Source organism: Prevotella heparinolytica, assembly GCF_004342845.1.
GTDB classification, from domain to species: Bacteria; Bacteroidota; Bacteroidia; order Bacteroidales; family Bacteroidaceae; genus Bacteroides; species Bacteroides heparinolyticus.
On sequence record NZ_SLXB01000027.1, the window covers coordinates 1 to 15,241 of the forward strand.

Below are 15,241 nucleotides of genomic sequence, written 5' to 3' on the forward strand. Positions count from 1 at the left end.
GTTGCGGAGGCCTGACCTTATACAAGTCTTTCGTATTTCGATAATACCTGATTATCAAGCTAATACATTTTCTTAATTACCTGTTTTATTGGCTTATTTGTCCGAATTATGTCCGAGGACAAACAAATGTAACATGCTGATTTACTGAATCTGATCTATCGCTTTCTCGATATTTTCCAATTTATTCTTTAATACCGATTCCAGATTCGCGATGGCGGTAGTCTGCATAAAAGCTCCCAGTAATTCGGGATGGTTTTCCGCATAAGACTCCCCTAATTTTTTGTTAATGATATCGATTGCAGATGTCATGTAAAAAGTCGTTTCTTCTACTGATTGCTGCATCAGTTCTGAATACGTTTTCTTTTCTTCCATAAAGCTTTGATGTTATTTGTTCATTAATATTTGAATGGTTCTTTCTTTTTCATTTATCACCCTCTCCTTTTCTTCGATCAGAGCATTGAGATGTGCTATCTCCTTACGACACTCGCTTATCGTTACATCTCCTGACACCTTGTTTCCATTGCCTTTAACTTGATGCCCTATACTTATATTTGGCCAATCAACACTCCTATCAAAAAAATAGTCCATAGGAACATTAAAATAATCCGCTATTATTTCCAAGTTGTCAGCACCGGGAATTGAAGTATTATTTAACCAGACATACAAATTTGATTTTGAAATATTAGTGTCTTTAATAAACTGCGCTTGGCTTATCTTTCTATCCTCAAATAGACGTCTTATTTTATCTGGATTAAACATGTTATATTATTTATAATTAATCAAAATAGCAATCTTTACATTAAAATAATAAGGTTATTATTTTGATAATAGGTTATTATTATATTACTTTGCAGTATAAATATAACACTAATAATTGGAATAAATATGAGAAAAGAGCAAAAACTAAAAGAAATGGTATTTAAAGACCATTATAGTTCGTTGTCAAATGCCCATAAAGAAGAGCTAAGAAGACGTGTAATTGAAGAAAGCGGTATGTCTTATCCTGCTTTCTATCACAAACTTAGAACTAATTCTTTTAAGCCGCTTGAAATGAAGCTAATCACTGAAATTATTAACTCACTAAACAACTGATATGATTATGAAAGAGAAACTTATCACAGCAGCCGAAGCCTTGAAAATCTCTAAAGAAAGCAGTGTAATAAACGAGATAATGGCGGAGATTAAGAAAGCTGCTTCAACAGGAGGAAAGAGTATTGAATTTCAGATCCTGAACGAGAAGGACATTGCTCTATTGCAAGATTTAGGGTACGTAGTCAAGGAGGAGTTTCATAAGATTTACAATTATTACTATTCAGTTTCTTGGAGTGTATCAGGTAACTAACATCGAATTTTATAACACCCCTGAAGGAGATGTTATGATAAAAGAACTTGGTCAACCGGCCATTGTGCTGAAAGAGACCAATAGACCGATAATCGAATACATGCTTAGCGTTATTAGAGATCGATATCCTAAGGCGCACATTAGACTGATGAAAATCTATTCGAGCAGCACGATGAATAGATGGTACTATGAGTTCCGCGTTGTTAATAGATTTATCCGTTGCAACTTCGGTGAGTATGACCAATATAATCTCGATATAAACCGGGATGGGCAGTTTGTCTTCGAGGAAGTAAAATGTCCCCTTCGCGGGGAGTGCGAACATGAGAATGTGATATGCCGTCCGGAACTTGACACGGCATTGACTGAACGTGAGCATGAAGTGTTCCGTCTCATCTCTTCTAATCTTCAAACAGACGATATTGCAGAAGAATTGCACATCTCTCCCTGTACAGTCAACCGGCATAGGGAGAATATAAAAGCAAAAATTGGTGCTAAAAACGTGGGTGAAATGATAGCCTTCTGGCTCAAAAACCAACTAAAATAAAAATTAATCATGAACAAAGAAGTTAGAAACTATACATCAATAGCCTCTCCTGATGGAAAGGAAAAGATATGGATTTCACGTCCAACGCGTGTCGGACAGCTACAATGTACTTGCAGTTTCTCATTAAAAGGAAATCTCACCTTTGTAGATGCTATCGATGCGCTGGAGTACCTCAGCGTGGAAAAGGTCGGACAGATAGATGAAGAGTTCAGTTTCTTCATCGTCCGCCCGAACATTGACCCACGCAAGTGTGCGCTGAGATTAATTGATGACCTTCCGGAACTGATGAATGAACACTTTAACCAATAACGTCATGACACTTAAAGAACAGAATCGTAGATACAAGTTGCATTATAATCTACGGAAAAAGGGCAACAAGGTTGACGCAAGGCACAGAACTGTCATCCGCCGAGCAAACGTTCTACCTGAGAAAGAGGAAAAATGGTGTAAAGAGCTGATCTGTATAGGGTATGCCGTAGGGAATCAACTTTTCGCCCCCCCCTTACATAAAATATAATCGGATTAATCTAATGCCATGAATTACTTTATAGATTACATTACGACGTATGCCAACGTCAATAAAAAAGGAAAAGAATTGCAGATGTATGTGCAGCAATTCAACCACCATCTAATAGCGCATGAGGTTTCGCTTGATGCGCTTAAATGTGACATCGAGCATCAAATTGATGTCTTAAACGAAAAGTATCCGCGTAGCCGGTATATCCACCTTGTGCCATTTAGTGATGCCAAAGGTGGACAATGGACTATCTGCGTAAAAGATAACCCGGACGACGTTGTCTGCATCATTTCCTACCAGAAGGTATTAGGGTATTATGCATTGGCGGATAGAGTGGATGATCTTGTAAAAATAAAATAAATGACATGGTAACTAAAGCAATGTTTAAAAAGAAGTTCCCGGACGTCAAAGTCCAGAAGGCCGAGACCACTGTTGTGCTTAGCAGAGCGGAGGTAGAAGAGATTGTTTTAAAAATGTGCGACTTCCTTAATACCGGATTGCTCTATTACAGCTATTCCAACAGACGGATTACTTGTTATACAAGCGACATGTTCAAAGAGGCGCTGGATGCGATGACTAAGGGATCGGAAGTTTTACATGCCCATTATGGTGTCATTGGAAAGGTAGTAAGTGATAGGCCTTTTATCATCTCCGGCGAATTGTGCGTCAGGGTCGACTTTGGAGACCTAAACAAGTCAGGCACATATAGTTGCATGACTCTAATGTAGAATTAAAAAAGAATATCATGAAGATCTATGTAGCAAGTAGTTGGAGAAATGAATATCAACAGGACGTTGTAGATGTTCTCCGCGGTTTAGGGCATGAAGTCTATGATTTTAAGAATCCCCCACATGGTGATGGTGGTTTCCAGTGGTCTGATATAGATCCTAACTGGCAAAACTGGACAACAGAGCAATATCGTGAAGCTCTTAATCATCCGATCGCACAAAAGGGATTTGATTCAGATTTTAACGGCATGAAATGGGCGGATGTCTGCGTTATGGTTCTTCCTTGTGGTCGGTCAGCTAATACAGAAGCCGGCTGGATGAAAGGTGCAGGTAAAAAGGTAATGGTTTATTCTCCGAAAAAGGAAGAACCGGAACTTATGTATAAGATGTACGATTTTATAAGTGATAACATATATTGTATCAATGATGAGATAATTAGAGTATAACAATATAATAATGAACAAAATAATTGCGTGGTTTAGTTGTGGTATAACATCGGCTGTTGCTTGTAAAATAGCTTTACAGACATACAAAGATGTGGTTCTATACTATACGGACACTGGCTCACAGGACGAAGATAGTCTACGCTTCCTTCATGATTGTGAGCAATGGTTTGGGCAAAAAATAAACATTGTCCGGAGCAAGGAATATACTAACCATTTCGATGTGATTGAAAAGAAAGGGCTAATCAGTAAGCACAATTACTATCCGTGTACCTTCGAACTTAAAAAACGGCTTCGATACCAAATCGAAGATGAATTGAAATATTGGGATGGTCAAGTATGGGGATTTGATATATCGGAAACCAATCGGGCACAACGAATGATTGAGCAATACCCGAACATGAAGCCATTGTTCCCATTAATCGACAATCAACTATCAAAGGCTAATTGTGCCTGCTTACTTGCAAAAGAAGGAATAGAACTACCTCGAATGTATAAGATGGGATATCACAATAACAACTGCATCGGTTGCATCCGTGGCGGAATGGGTTACTGGAATAAGATTCGTATTGATTTCCCGGAAGATTTTGAACGTATGGCTAAATTGGAACGTGTTGTCGGGCATTCTTGCCTGAAAGAAAGAATCGGTAATGAAACAAAGGCTTTATTTCTTGACGAGCTTTCTCCTGACCGTGGCGATTTCCCTACTGAGATAATGCCCGAATGTGGGTTGTTTTGTGAATTAGAATTTATGAATTAGAGTAAAACAATATAGAAATGAACGACGTGCTATTCAAAAAAATAAAAAGAGTAAATTGTAAATACGCTGAATATTTATCAGCTTGCGATGAAGTAGCTAAGGATGCTCAAAAACATATAAATTGGAACGATAACGTAGGTTGTGTCTATATGCCGAGCGACGGTCTTTGTATAGAAATAGAAGCCTATGTTTGTCCGGCTACAAGATTCTTTGAGCTACCTGAGCTTATCGGTGAAGATATGATTGATGAATACACATATAGAACCAATTGTATTTAATTCAGAACAAGAAAGAAATGAAGGGAACAAAATGTATCACGTTCGACAAAAAAGCGCAAAACGCGCTTCCTGAAAAGATCAAAGAGAAAATGAAAGCTGACAGAACTGTTGCTAAAGCGCTACGATTTTGTCAGCGTATCGCCCGGATGGAGAAAGGATGTGCCCCTTCTGCCGGATATATGCAAGAGATAATAGAAGAGGCGGAAAAAGTGTTTAAGTAAATAGTATTTAATAACTAACGAATAAGATATGGAAGAAACAAAGAGCGCCATTGAATTGGCAATGGAACAATTTAAAGCAGAGTTTGGTCAAGACGCCAAGCTGGAGGATGGGGACGAGTTTGCCACGGTATTTAATGATGCAGTTGTGATTATCAGCTTGAATAATAGCAATTTAAGTGTAAGAATATTAGCTGGTAAGCCCTATTTCGTGAATCAGAGTTTGAATTTAACGGAGTGAAATATAATAAAGACATGAATCAAGCAGAAGAGTTATATAATAAGATCCTCTACAATGAGGATTGGGAAATGGAGGACTTGGATCGTCTTCTGGATTTAGCAAAGAAAGAAGGAGCTGCCTCATGTAAGGCCAGTTCCGTGCAGGTAACAACCGTGCAAGATTTGGAACTTAATACGCGGATCACTGCTAAAAAAGCAGTACGAGCCTTATCGGATGTGCTTACATTCCACTCCCCGCCATCGTCCTTAAGCCCCTTGTTGCTAAGAGATTTCCGAAAACGGTTGAGTGAGGTTCTCTCCATTCCGGAAGAGATTCTCGAATGATCAGAATTTAGTCCTTTGTTAGACATATAACATACGCTTCTTTTGCGTTCAAAATATTAGATATGATTAAAGCTACCGATATCTACGATGCAACCCATGACGGGTTAGACATCATCCTGTATTACTATCCACAGGCGGAAAGCTGTGTGGATAACAAGAAAAAATTCAAGCGCCGCCCGGAAGAAGACGATGCTTCGGCTTGCCTTAAAAAATATGAAGAATGTTACAAAGTTACCGACTTCGGAGATTCCGGAACGGCCATGTCTCCCATCGACATCTGTATGTATGAGGAAAACGTACGCTTTCCGGAAGCAATAGCCCTACTCGCTTCCCGGTATAACGTAACAGACGAGCTTCGCCGTTCGGTGAATAAACCGGAAATTCGCAAGCGCCCGGCCTCCGCCGACGAAAAAGAGGGTGAGAAATTCTTCGAACTGGAAGAAAAGTTCACCGATGAGCAGCTAAGGGTACTCGGCCCCCGCGTTAAGCAAGAGCATGTTGATGCGCTACATTGGTATGTGGCGAAGTCCATCTCTTATGTTCGGAACCGGGAAGTCACGACGAAGTTCTCTACTCCTACTTATCCCATCTTTATGCGCGAGTGCTCCGTACCAAAGAAGGATGGCAGTATTGAAAAATTTTACAAGATATACGAGCCATTAAATCCGGATAAGCAATGGCGCTTCAGCTACACTCCCGAAGGAGTGAAGCCGAAACAATATATCAACGGACTGGCAGAGTTGAAAACGGCTTATCGTGACTTCAATGCGGTGGAAGAAAAACTGTTTTTCAATGTTCCGGCCAACAAAGATGTACCGTATAAAGAGCAAAAGTTGAAGGAGGCTTTTATCTGCTCCGGAGAGCGTGACGCTCTTTGCCTCCGTGCCCTTGGGTATAATCCTTTATGGTTCAACAGCGAAACTTACAAGGTCACTCCGGAAGAGATCAAAGAAATCTATAAGTATGTGGAGCGCATATATAACATTCCGGACATCGACGACACCGGTGTTATTAAAGGTACGGAACTTGCACTTCGTTTCCTCGATATATACACCATCTGGTTGCCCGACTGGTTGAGAGGCTATAGGGATCAACGCGGAAAATCCCGCAAAGATTTTCGTGACTTTGTGGAAATGCGACCGAAACAGGAGGACTTCAACAATCTGCTAACGCTGGCTATGCCCGCCCGTTTTTGGGAGGGGGCGTGGAGTGAGCGGAGTAGGAAGATGACCTATGAGATAAATACGGCCTATCTTCATTATTTCCTCACACTGAACGGCTTCTACACCTTGAAAGATGACAATTCCAAAGAGGTGAGGTATATCCATCGCGAAGGCTGTATAGTTAGTGAGATAAATGCCAAAGAAATTGTAGCCTTTCTGAAGAGGTTCGCCATTGAGAGATACCTACCTGTTGATATCCGGAATCTTATCCTCAACTCTCCTCGTACAGGGGAATCCTCTCTGGGGCAACTCGATGAAGTGAGCTTGGATTTTCGGAATTATACACCCACCAGCCAATATATCTTTTTTGAGAAAGAAACTTGGGAGGTGACGAAAGACGGGATTAACTGCTTACATGGTCGAATACCCGGCAACCGAAGCGCATGGAAATCCAATGTAATCACTCATAAGGTGAGCATTCTCCCTCCTATGTTTACATGGACTTACAAGCAGGATGCCGAGGGAAATGATATATTCGACATTGACATCCAAGCACATCAGAGTTGCTTTTTCAACTACCTCATCAATACCAGCCGCTTACACTGGCGCAAAGAACTTGAATATGCGTGGAAAGACAAAGGCGTTGACGAAGCAGACAATTACCGGCTTGCTCATAAATTCGACATTGCCGGACCGCTCCTCACCGAGAATGAAATTCGGGAGCAGAAGCAGAACCTATTGAATAAGATCTATGCAATTGGGTATAACATGCACAGATACAAATCTCCATCGCGTGCATGGGCATTATACGCGATGGATAACAAGATCGGAGAGGACGATGAATGCAACGGACGAAGTGGCAAGAGTTTTCTTTTCAAGGCTTTCCGTTTTTTTATGCGGACGGTTAATTTGTCCGGACGGAATCCCCGCCTGTTGGACAACCCTCACGTCTTCGACCAAGTAGACGTACACACAGACTTCGTTTTGGTGGATGACTGCGACCGCTATCTGCCAATGAGCCAATTCTACGACAATATCACTTCGGGCATGACGGTAAATCCAAAGAATAACAAGTCTTTTTTCATCGAGTTTGAGGAATCGCCGAAATTCGGCTTTACAACAAACTACGTTCCTCGCGAATTCGACCCGTCCACCTCTGCGCGCATGCTTTATATGGTGTTTTCGGATTATTACCACCAGAAGACGGAGGAAAACGATTACTTGGAGAGCAGAAGCATACGTGACGACTTCGACAGGAATCTGATGACGAACACCGATTATAGCGAGAACGACTGGAACTGGGATTTGAATTTCTTTGCCCAATGCCTGCATTTCTATTTATCCATGGCCGACCGCAGCATCAAGATACAGCCGCCTATGGATAACATCATTAAGAGGAAGCAGAAAGCCGATATGGGTTCAGGATTCGAGGACTGGGCATATTGTTATTTCGCCGAGGATGGAGAAAATGTCAATGTGCCCGTGCAACGCGATGCGGCTTACGAGGATTTCATTTCCTACTCTAAGGCGAAAAGGGATTATTGGACCATGCAGCGATTTACCAAGGCCCTGAAGAGCTTCTCACAATTATGTAGTTATATCTCCGAGATGAATCCCGTGGAACTGCTTAACAGTTCCGGCCGTTTCTTGCAGAAACGCGAAGGAAAGACTAAAGAGATGATATACATGCGGACTTGTACGACAGCAGGAGAACCGTCCGATTTTAAACCAATAATCGATTGCAGTGATGGAGACACTCCGTTTTGAGCACATCAAGCATTACGAACGCTATCTTCCGGGGATGATGAGGGAAGAACAAGCCGCAACCTACATCCATCAGGTGTATGACTATCTGGAGCTGATGAAGCCGGATACCATTCTCAATATTCAAGCCGATGAAGTCAAGCTGCCATGGTTTCTGGTGGCCGTCGGTGCTTTTCTTGCGGCGCAGAACCATTGGATGGAGTTTGAATTGAACGATGATTACACGAGGCTCCGAAGGGTTAGAGTTCCCCCTAATTTCCTGAAGGCCATGCGCCGGTTATCGGCTATCGGGTAACAATTGCAAAGCTGTGGGCACATTTGTCCGCAGCTTTTACTTTTTAAAAGAAGAAGCACCCCACCCTGCCATGTCGATTTTCCACACCTTTTCCTATTTTTGCTATAATTTTTCGTAACTCTGTAACCTCTGTTTGAAAAAGAAGATAAATGCGTAATAAATAAGTAGTTACATAGTTACAACTTTGAGTAACAAATAAGGTTACAAATAAAATATAGTTTGTTACCTGTTCTTAAGGCATGCAGATTTATACCTTCGGTAACAATTTAATTTTTAGGTTACAATTACCTTTCAACACCTTTGTTACTTACACACTAACTGATTATCAGTGTTTTATGTTAAAAAAGTAACAGGTTACAGAGTTACGTATTTTTCTAAGCAAAATACTCAGAGCAGTGTATAATGTACGGAAGAATAGATTATCGGCAGATGGTTTTATCGTAATCATGTAAATATGTTTTTAAATGTAGAATAATCTCATAATAATATATTGCCGAATGCGCCTTTTTCATTATATTTGTCTGAATATTAAACGATTAATATATGAAGCCTAAAGTTACAATAGAACTACAACCTTATCTTCACGATTATTTGTACCATGAGTTTGGCCTGAAGCCCGGTTCCGATGACGGTGTACAGGTAACTTCCGCCAATGATATTGGCAAGTTTATCCAAGCTATGGTGACAGTAACGGATCGACCGCCGAGGCAGCCGCTAAAAGAGCATCCTATCACCTTGTATCTTCCCATACAGGAATGGAACCACTTTATTCTTCAGGAAAACTTTATATATGTTCCTGAATGGAAGCAGAGAATGTTGCAGGAGTACATCGAGGCCTCTTTTCGCATACGCATTCGAGAATATTTTGTTGCCGGCTATGAGAAAGGATACAAGCAGGATAAGATTATCCGTGCCTTTCTGACAGCATATAACATCAAGATTAATTCGATTAGTTATGATGCGGTTAAAAAGTACGACTACCGCAACAGGAAAAGAATCATCAAAGAGGTGAATGAAGATATTCAGCTCTCTTTGTTTAGTTAGCGTTTTTAACATGTTAATTGTTAAGTAAAAATCAGATTTTCAACGTTTTAATACTTAAACTTTAATTAAACATGACACAACAGGACAAAAGGTCGCAAGTATGCGGCATGTATTTTATGCCTCTTTCAAAAGCGGAGGTGAAAAACTATCCCGGAAAAGATATAATATCTGTTCGTGGTAGGTGGTTGGATTTGAAAGTTGCTTCCGGGGAATATAAAGAAAAACAAGAAGCCCCCGGTGGGGTCGTCGAGCAGGAACTGAAAGCCGTTGTTACTGACACGGGAGCCGATTACGTGAGGTTTCTCCGGAATATTTCCGGTCAGGAAGGGCTTGTTCTTATTCGCACGACGAATGGGGGTGAATACGTTGTCGGAACGGAACAGTTCCCCGTTACATTTTCTTGGGAATATGGCGGTTCGCCGCTAAAGCAAATAATATCTTTTAAGCGGAATAGTTCTGAGGGAGCAAAAAAAATGAAGTCCTTTTAGACCGCTTTTGTCATCGTACTTTTGTACCGGTAATCAATAGGTATTTATACGATGATATTTTCTAACTTATATAGCGCAATATGTCGGGGCAAATGGTTTATCTCATTCCGTGAGGTCGATTCCAATATAATGCTTGTTCAGAGATTACTTGAACATGGAATTGAAAATAAGGAAGCGGGAACATTGTCTGATAGAAGTCCGATTCCGTTGGTGGCGGTTGATGCTGCCGGCAGTATGGTTAAATCCGGCAACAAGTTTGCCGATGTGCCTAAGGACAGTACGGCAATCATTCCTATTCACGGCACATTGCTTAAGTATGGTAATTATTGCAGCTATGGAACCGTCGAATATGCTGCGCTTATTCGTGAAGCTGTTGACTCCCCTAATATATCATCCGTTTTATTGGATATGGATTCCGGAGGTGGTGCGGTAGACGCCATTGCACCTCTCGTCGATGCAATTAATTATGCGAAGGGTAAGGGAAAAGCGGTGGTAGCTTATTGCGACCTCTGCGCATCTGCCATGTATTACGCAGCTTCTTATTGTGATGAGATTATTGCTTCTAATGACATTTCTTCCGAGTTCGGGAGTATCGGCGTGATGATGAGCTTCCCCGATTACGCCAAGTATTACGAGGCTTCCGGGATCAAAGTGCATACCATTTATTCCAACCTTTCCGATTATAAAAATGCCCCGTTTGAAGCTGCAAAGAAAGGAGATTACGCATCCATACGGGATGAGGAACTCGACCCGTTGGCGCGTGAATTTCAAGCAGCAGTCAAAAACAACAGGGGGAATAAACTGCTGACGGACACGGAAGGTTTGCTTCGCGGCCGTATGTTCTACCACAAAGACGCTATCCGCGTGGGATTGGCAGACTCTGCCGGGACAATGGATTATGCAGTAAATCGATGCAGGGCCATCAATGCGGAATTGACTATTAATCAGTATATAAATTCTAAATCCTGAAGTTATGTTTACAAAAGTAATGAGTGTAGTGCTTGGTTTTTTGGGCATCTCCGCTTTTGCCAAAGATGAGAAGGGTAAGTCTATTCTCCTTGCCGCACAAGAAGAGCAACTGAAAAACAAGTATGGCGATGTCTTTGTCGAAGCCTTCAAAAAAGATCTCGCCGAGTATGAGAAAGAGGGAAAACCTGCTGAATCGGCTATTACCGATGAGGTAAAGGCGCAGTTGGAGGATGAAAACAAAAAGAACGCCCAAGAATTGGCTGATGCGAAAAAACGATTGGCCGACCTTAATGCGAAAATTAAGGAACAAGAGGGGATCATTGCTGCCAAAGAAGCGGCAATAGATAAAATGTCCAAAGAACCGGCCGGTGACGGCGGAACAAAAATCGAAGGAGGAACAGGGATGGAAAACAAGTTCAAACCGGACATGACGCTGAACATGAACAAGTATCTGGAAGCAGCCCACTTCGGACGTCCGGACGCAACTTCTTATACTGGTAATGACACAATAGACACGGAAGACCTGCATAAGGAGTTTGGTCGGTATGTACGTTCGGAAAAAATGGAAATTTTCCGCTCGCTCATGGGAACCACCTCTTCCATCCAATACATGACTACCATGATCACGGATAAATTTGAGGTGCGTGCCACGCATTCGCATATTACATCCGTACTTCAATCGTTCACTCCGCAATGGACGCCTAAAGGCAAGGCTAAGTTTACTCCGTTGAGCATCAAGCAGTATCCGATGAAGATTAATGTCGAGATTATTCCTTCGGATGTGATCGATGAAGTACTGGGCTATCTTTATGACGAAAAACTTGATCCGAAAGATATGCCGATCGTCCGTTATATCATCGAGCAGCTTGTCAAGCCTAAGCTTGACGAAGAGCGTGAGATAGCTCTTGCGCAAGGTAAGTATAAAGAACCTGAAGCGGGTGTTGATGGAAAATTCACGGCAAACGAAGCTAATCAGGTGTGCGATGGGTATCTTACTCAATTGTGCAAGATAAAGAAAGGTGGCAACAAAGAAGGCATCAACCTGATTTTTGACGGGAAAAACTTCGGAGAAGGTGACCAGTTGATTGCGGATGTGGAAAAAGCGGTAGATGAAGTTTCCCCGCTTTACAAGAACCGGAAACTTACCATCCACGCAGACCCGGACTTCATCCTTAAGTATTCTCGTGCTTACAGAGACAAGTATAAGAGTACCAAGAATGAAGATGGTGAGAAAGTGAAAGTGGATTATACTAAATTTACTTTCGCAGGTCTGGAAGGCATGCGTGGTACGGGAGCTTTCTTCATTACACCCAAAGAAAACTTCCGCCATCTGATGTCGCGTAACCCGAACGACCAGAAGCTGCGTATGGCTACTCAGGATTATGCTGCTAAGATTTACGGAGAATGGCGTGAGGGTGTGGGTTTCTGGTTGGCAGAAGCAATCTTTGCATACCTTCCGACTGATCTTGTGAATAAACTCGCCTCGGATGCCGGCGGCGGTGTAGGAGGTATTTAATTTAAATGAAAGGAGATAACTATGTCTGAAGCTTATTCTATGGTTTCGGTGCCTAAGAAGACATCGAATGCCGGACGCCCGAAAGGGAAAAAGTCCTATATTGTTCTTTTTCGATGGGAAGATGTGAAAACATACACCCGCGATGAAAAAGGAGTGAAGGTAACCGCCTTTGCCATGCAGCCGGACAAGAAGCCGGTAGCGGTATATGCTACTGATTCGACAATCAATATTTATCACACCAGCGAAGGTGAGGATGATGCGCGAGGCTTTATACATCATGTCGATTACGAGCATCCGGGTACCGCCATCGAGCATGATGAATTTGTAAACAACAACATTAATGAAAATCTTGGCGCAATCGTATTCGGATGTTCCGGAGACGAAGCCAAGATTGCGGGTACTCCGTGTACACCTTTAAAGATGACAAAGGCCGATTCGCAAGACAACAAGGAAGGTGATAAGAATACTATTAATCTTGCCAGCTCTTTGCGCGGTGGAACCATCGGACACATTGCCAAGAACCTGATTCCTGTAACTGATAATGCGGAGATTAACGCAGTACTGGGGCTTCAGGCATCCGGTGCCGGCGTTGGCGGAGTGTAACTCTATTTTGTTTATTAAGTGGTTCGAAGAGGCGTGTGAGTTATCATACGCCTCTTTTGTGTCCTTTTGGTTTCTTATTGCCTTATTTACATTTGTGATGTATTAATTAAAAATTTACAGTAATGAAAAAAACAGAAGAAGAAATGTTAGATGCCTACGCAGGTGTTGGCGCGGCTATTTACCAATCTTCCGGACAGCATCAATCGGAAGAGCTATCTGATGAAAACAAAGAACAGGAGAAAGGTTCTGCCGACCATGTAACGGTCGTATATCCCTATTCAAAGTATTCCGTTCAGGGAAAAGAACTGATGTACGCATTGCGCTCTTTGAAGAAAAATGTACGCTTTGGAATCAATGTCGTGGTAATCGGCGACCATGAAGATTGGTTCAGTGAAGAAATAACCTTCATACCGCATGAACGTACTTCGGAAAATACACAGGTAGACTTGGTGGAAAAATTGAAACTTGCGATAAAATCGCCGGATGTGACTGATACCTTCATCTTGTCGGCTGCCGATATCTACTTCATGCAACCGGTGTCTATGGCTCATATCGAATTGCCGAAAGTATCGGGCTTAATCGATATAAGCATGTATAAGGGAATTGATGCGGATAACGCATCGCACACCCTTTCCTTATTGGAGAAAGAAAGTCTCCCTTGTTTGAACTACGACACCAATACACCGGTAGTCTTCAACAAGGAGCTGCTGAACGACTTGATTTCCGCTATTCCGGATAAACTGGACGAAGGGTGTTTGCTTGCATCTTTGTATTACAACTCGCAACCCTATCCTACGTTGCCTGTCTTGCTTGATTGGCCTACCGACCAAGTATTGCTGCCGGTTGTATCGCAGCGTCCGGAAGAAAAGAAAGTAGTTGAACTTTTGACGCATAAGCCTTTCCTGCATAATGCGGCGTCCGGTTACTCGGAATGGCTTGTGGACTTTCTGGAACGTTCGTTTCCGGACACGTCCGACTTCGAGGCTTGAAGAGACATAAGGATATTTCCTTCACGGAAAGAACCGGAATCTTTCCGTGAAGAATTTCCTTTCCTGAATGAACCGAATTGCCCGATGGAATTGGAGGCGCTTGCCTCTCGTAAGTTTGGAAAGTATCACTCCTATGTGCGGTTGCACAATCGGTTGAGAGACTGTTCTTCTTTAGAAGAATGCGCGGATATAAGCCATCAGCTGATCGATAACTATCTGGACAACCGCATGATATGGGATGAACTGAATTATTACAAGGAACACCGCACCCTACTTGGCAAGCATCCGGCCTTTGCCGAGTTCCGCCGGAGAAGCGAACTGCTCCGCTTGCCCGTCAAAGAACTTGTTCGCCGTCAGCAGCAGGTGCGTAACAACATCTGGCGGGTGAGGTCGGAAATGGCTAAAGGGGATAAGCCGCATCTGGACGTTATCAGGCAAGAACGATTAGCGGGCTATGAAAAAGAATTGGCGGATATAGACCGCTTATTGGAATGAGCTATTATTTCAGTTTGGATGAGTTGAAGAAGGAGATGGCTGATTCGCGCATGTTTTCTCGACGGTTTGAAACCATGCTGACTTTCAAACTGAATAGTTTGAAAGAACTCTGTGGTCGGTTGCCACGGGAAAATGAGGCATTCTTCATTGAGACTAAGAAAAGTTTTACCGCTTTTACATTTATCGTCTACCTGATGAAGAATGCCGGGCGGGTTAACCATCTTTATATCGCCACCTATTCGACCAATGAACGCATTATCAACGCCTTGTTGCGCTGGCAAGAAAAAGGCCTGATAGGTGGCATACATCTTCACATTTCGGAAACAATAAAATTCCGGATGCCGAAGATTTTTGAACGTTTAAGCAAACTCCATCAGGATGGAGTGTTGGAATTATCTTTTGCTTGGAGCCATAAGAAGATAACTTGCCTTGATACAACGCGGGATTCTTTGTCGTGGAAGGCTCCGGGAATTATGGTGAGAATGCGATGGAAGAGCAATATGTTTTCCTGAAAAATAAAG

Annotated in this window: 24 protein-coding genes; 22 read left to right on the top strand and 2 right to left on the bottom strand. The window is 42.2% G+C overall.

Annotation, left to right across the window (positions count from 1 at the left end):
• Positions 1-141: 141 nt before the first annotated feature.
• Both EV202_RS12240 and EV202_RS12245 read right to left on the bottom strand, forming a co-directional pair.
• The gene (locus EV202_RS12240; protein WP_131927251.1) at positions 142-372 is read right to left on the bottom strand and encodes a hypothetical protein; all 231 of its coding nucleotides are present in this window, start codon (positions 370-372) and stop codon (positions 142-144) included.
• Positions 373-384: 12 nt separating this feature from the next.
• Positions 385-759, bottom strand: a complete 375-nt coding sequence (locus EV202_RS12245; RefSeq protein WP_131927252.1) for a helix-turn-helix domain-containing protein — start codon at positions 757-759, stop codon at positions 385-387.
• A gap of 126 nt (positions 760-885) precedes the next feature.
• Here EV202_RS12245 and EV202_RS12250 point away from each other — a divergent pair, with 126 nt between their 5' ends.
• The 22 genes from EV202_RS12250 to EV202_RS12355 all read left to right on the top strand — a co-directional run bounded on the left by EV202_RS12250 (position 886) and on the right by EV202_RS12355 (position 15,232).
• Positions 886-1,092 carry a hypothetical protein gene (locus EV202_RS12250; protein ID WP_131927253.1) on the top strand — a complete coding sequence of 69 codons (207 nt, stop codon included), beginning with the start codon at positions 886-888 and terminating at the stop codon, positions 1,090-1,092.
• Positions 1,093-1,099: 7 nt separating this feature from the next.
• Positions 1,100-1,342, top strand: a complete 243-nt coding sequence (locus EV202_RS12255) for a hypothetical protein (protein WP_131927254.1) — start codon at positions 1,100-1,102, stop codon at positions 1,340-1,342.
• A gap of 34 nt (positions 1,343-1,376) precedes the next feature.
• On the top strand, positions 1,377-1,886 hold the full coding sequence (locus EV202_RS12260; RefSeq protein ID WP_131927255.1) for a response regulator transcription factor: 510 nt from the start codon (positions 1,377-1,379) through the stop codon (positions 1,884-1,886).
• A 9-nt stretch (positions 1,887-1,895) separates the two neighbouring features.
• On the top strand, positions 1,896-2,195 hold the full coding sequence (locus EV202_RS12265) for a hypothetical protein (protein WP_131927256.1): 300 nt from the start codon (positions 1,896-1,898) through the stop codon (positions 2,193-2,195).
• 226 nt (positions 2,196-2,421) lie between these two features.
• Complete coding sequence (locus EV202_RS12270) at positions 2,422-2,763, top strand: hypothetical protein (protein WP_131927257.1); 342 nt, start codon at positions 2,422-2,424, stop codon at positions 2,761-2,763.
• Between the two features lie 5 nt (positions 2,764-2,768).
• Positions 2,769-3,131 (top strand): hypothetical protein, encoded by a 363-nt coding sequence (locus EV202_RS12275; protein ID WP_131927258.1) that lies wholly within the window; start codon positions 2,769-2,771, stop codon positions 3,129-3,131.
• Between the two features lie 14 nt (positions 3,132-3,145).
• Positions 3,146-3,577 (top strand): hypothetical protein, encoded by a 432-nt coding sequence (locus EV202_RS12280; protein WP_131927310.1) that lies wholly within the window; start codon positions 3,146-3,148, stop codon positions 3,575-3,577.
• Between the two features lie 10 nt (positions 3,578-3,587).
• Positions 3,588-4,334, top strand: a complete 747-nt coding sequence (locus tag EV202_RS12285; protein WP_131927259.1) for a hypothetical protein — start codon at positions 3,588-3,590, stop codon at positions 4,332-4,334.
• Positions 4,335-4,351: 17 nt separating this feature from the next.
• Positions 4,352-4,612 (top strand): hypothetical protein, encoded by a 261-nt coding sequence (locus EV202_RS12290; protein ID WP_131927260.1) that lies wholly within the window; start codon positions 4,352-4,354, stop codon positions 4,610-4,612.
• A 17-nt stretch (positions 4,613-4,629) separates the two neighbouring features.
• The gene (locus EV202_RS12295; protein WP_131927261.1) at positions 4,630-4,833 is read left to right on the top strand and encodes a hypothetical protein; all 204 of its coding nucleotides are present in this window, start codon (positions 4,630-4,632) and stop codon (positions 4,831-4,833) included.
• Positions 4,834-4,861: 28 nt separating this feature from the next.
• The gene (locus EV202_RS12300) at positions 4,862-5,071 is read left to right on the top strand and encodes a hypothetical protein (protein ID WP_131927262.1); all 210 of its coding nucleotides are present in this window, start codon (positions 4,862-4,864) and stop codon (positions 5,069-5,071) included.
• 14 nt (positions 5,072-5,085) lie between these two features.
• On the top strand, positions 5,086-5,394 hold the full coding sequence (locus tag EV202_RS12305; protein ID WP_131927263.1) for a hypothetical protein: 309 nt from the start codon (positions 5,086-5,088) through the stop codon (positions 5,392-5,394).
• A gap of 62 nt (positions 5,395-5,456) precedes the next feature.
• Positions 5,457-8,324: a hypothetical protein gene (locus tag EV202_RS12310; RefSeq protein WP_131927264.1), complete on the top strand. Its 2,868-nt coding sequence runs from the start codon at positions 5,457-5,459 to the stop codon at positions 8,322-8,324.
• Complete coding sequence (locus tag EV202_RS12315; protein ID WP_165899429.1) at positions 8,302-8,616, top strand: hypothetical protein; 315 nt, start codon at positions 8,302-8,304, stop codon at positions 8,614-8,616. The genes EV202_RS12310 and EV202_RS12315 overlap by 23 nt, the downstream gene beginning before the upstream one ends.
• Before the next feature lie 543 nt (positions 8,617-9,159).
• On the top strand, positions 9,160-9,660 hold the full coding sequence (locus EV202_RS12320; protein WP_131927266.1) for a transcriptional regulator: 501 nt from the start codon (positions 9,160-9,162) through the stop codon (positions 9,658-9,660).
• A 137-nt stretch (positions 9,661-9,797) separates the two neighbouring features.
• Positions 9,798-10,148, top strand: a complete 351-nt coding sequence (locus EV202_RS12325) for a hypothetical protein (RefSeq protein WP_131927267.1) — start codon at positions 9,798-9,800, stop codon at positions 10,146-10,148.
• Between the two features lie 183 nt (positions 10,149-10,331).
• Positions 10,332-11,117, top strand: a complete 786-nt coding sequence (locus tag EV202_RS12330) for a S49 family peptidase (protein WP_234878295.1) — start codon at positions 10,332-10,334, stop codon at positions 11,115-11,117.
• A gap of 4 nt (positions 11,118-11,121) precedes the next feature.
• A complete protein-coding gene (locus EV202_RS12335) occupies positions 11,122-12,633 on the top strand; it encodes a coiled-coil domain-containing protein (protein ID WP_131927269.1) in 1,512 nt (503 codons plus the stop codon).
• Between the two features lie 21 nt (positions 12,634-12,654).
• Entirely contained in the window at positions 12,655-13,236 is a 582-nt protein-coding gene (locus tag EV202_RS12340) for a hypothetical protein (protein WP_131927270.1), read from the top strand.
• A 122-nt stretch (positions 13,237-13,358) separates the two neighbouring features.
• Positions 13,359-14,225: a hypothetical protein gene (locus tag EV202_RS12345; RefSeq protein ID WP_131927271.1), complete on the top strand. Its 867-nt coding sequence runs from the start codon at positions 13,359-13,361 to the stop codon at positions 14,223-14,225.
• Between the two features lie 84 nt (positions 14,226-14,309).
• On the top strand, positions 14,310-14,720 hold the full coding sequence (locus EV202_RS12350) for a hypothetical protein (RefSeq protein ID WP_131927272.1): 411 nt from the start codon (positions 14,310-14,312) through the stop codon (positions 14,718-14,720).
• Positions 14,717-15,232, top strand: a complete 516-nt coding sequence (locus tag EV202_RS12355; RefSeq protein ID WP_234878296.1) for a hypothetical protein — start codon at positions 14,717-14,719, stop codon at positions 15,230-15,232. The genes EV202_RS12350 and EV202_RS12355 overlap by 4 nt, the downstream gene beginning before the upstream one ends.
• Positions 15,233-15,241: the final 9 nt, after the last annotated feature.

Coding starts and splice junctions, on each gene's coding strand:
- EV202_RS12355 (WP_234878296.1), top strand. CDS start 14,717: ATGAGCTATTATTTCAGTTTGGATGAGTTGAAGAAGGAGATGGCTGAT.
- EV202_RS12345 (WP_131927271.1), top strand. CDS start 13,359: ATGAAAAAAACAGAAGAAGAAATGTTAGATGCCTACGCAGGTGTTGGC.
- EV202_RS12290 (WP_131927260.1), top strand. CDS start 4,352: ATGAACGACGTGCTATTCAAAAAAATAAAAAGAGTAAATTGTAAATAC.
- EV202_RS12285 (WP_131927259.1), top strand. CDS start 3,588: ATGAACAAAATAATTGCGTGGTTTAGTTGTGGTATAACATCGGCTGTT.
- EV202_RS12260 (WP_131927255.1), top strand. CDS start 1,377: ATGATAAAAGAACTTGGTCAACCGGCCATTGTGCTGAAAGAGACCAAT.
- EV202_RS12265 (WP_131927256.1), top strand. CDS start 1,896: ATGAACAAAGAAGTTAGAAACTATACATCAATAGCCTCTCCTGATGGA.
- EV202_RS12305 (WP_131927263.1), top strand. CDS start 5,086: ATGAATCAAGCAGAAGAGTTATATAATAAGATCCTCTACAATGAGGAT.
- EV202_RS12295 (WP_131927261.1), top strand. CDS start 4,630: ATGAAGGGAACAAAATGTATCACGTTCGACAAAAAAGCGCAAAACGCG.
- EV202_RS12300 (WP_131927262.1), top strand. CDS start 4,862: ATGGAAGAAACAAAGAGCGCCATTGAATTGGCAATGGAACAATTTAAA.
- EV202_RS12240 (WP_131927251.1), bottom strand. CDS start 372: ATGGAAGAAAAGAAAACGTATTCAGAACTGATGCAGCAATCAGTAGAA.
- EV202_RS12255 (WP_131927254.1), top strand. CDS start 1,100: ATGAAAGAGAAACTTATCACAGCAGCCGAAGCCTTGAAAATCTCTAAA.
- EV202_RS12350 (WP_131927272.1), top strand. CDS start 14,310: ATGGAATTGGAGGCGCTTGCCTCTCGTAAGTTTGGAAAGTATCACTCC.
- EV202_RS12335 (WP_131927269.1), top strand. CDS start 11,122: ATGTTTACAAAAGTAATGAGTGTAGTGCTTGGTTTTTTGGGCATCTCC.
- EV202_RS12245 (WP_131927252.1), bottom strand. CDS start 759: ATGTTTAATCCAGATAAAATAAGACGTCTATTTGAGGATAGAAAGATA.
- EV202_RS12310 (WP_131927264.1), top strand. CDS start 5,457: ATGATTAAAGCTACCGATATCTACGATGCAACCCATGACGGGTTAGAC.
- EV202_RS12340 (WP_131927270.1), top strand. CDS start 12,655: ATGTCTGAAGCTTATTCTATGGTTTCGGTGCCTAAGAAGACATCGAAT.
- EV202_RS12270 (WP_131927257.1), top strand. CDS start 2,422: ATGAATTACTTTATAGATTACATTACGACGTATGCCAACGTCAATAAA.
- EV202_RS12250 (WP_131927253.1), top strand. CDS start 886: ATGAGAAAAGAGCAAAAACTAAAAGAAATGGTATTTAAAGACCATTAT.
- EV202_RS12275 (WP_131927258.1), top strand. CDS start 2,769: ATGGTAACTAAAGCAATGTTTAAAAAGAAGTTCCCGGACGTCAAAGTC.
- EV202_RS12320 (WP_131927266.1), top strand. CDS start 9,160: ATGAAGCCTAAAGTTACAATAGAACTACAACCTTATCTTCACGATTAT.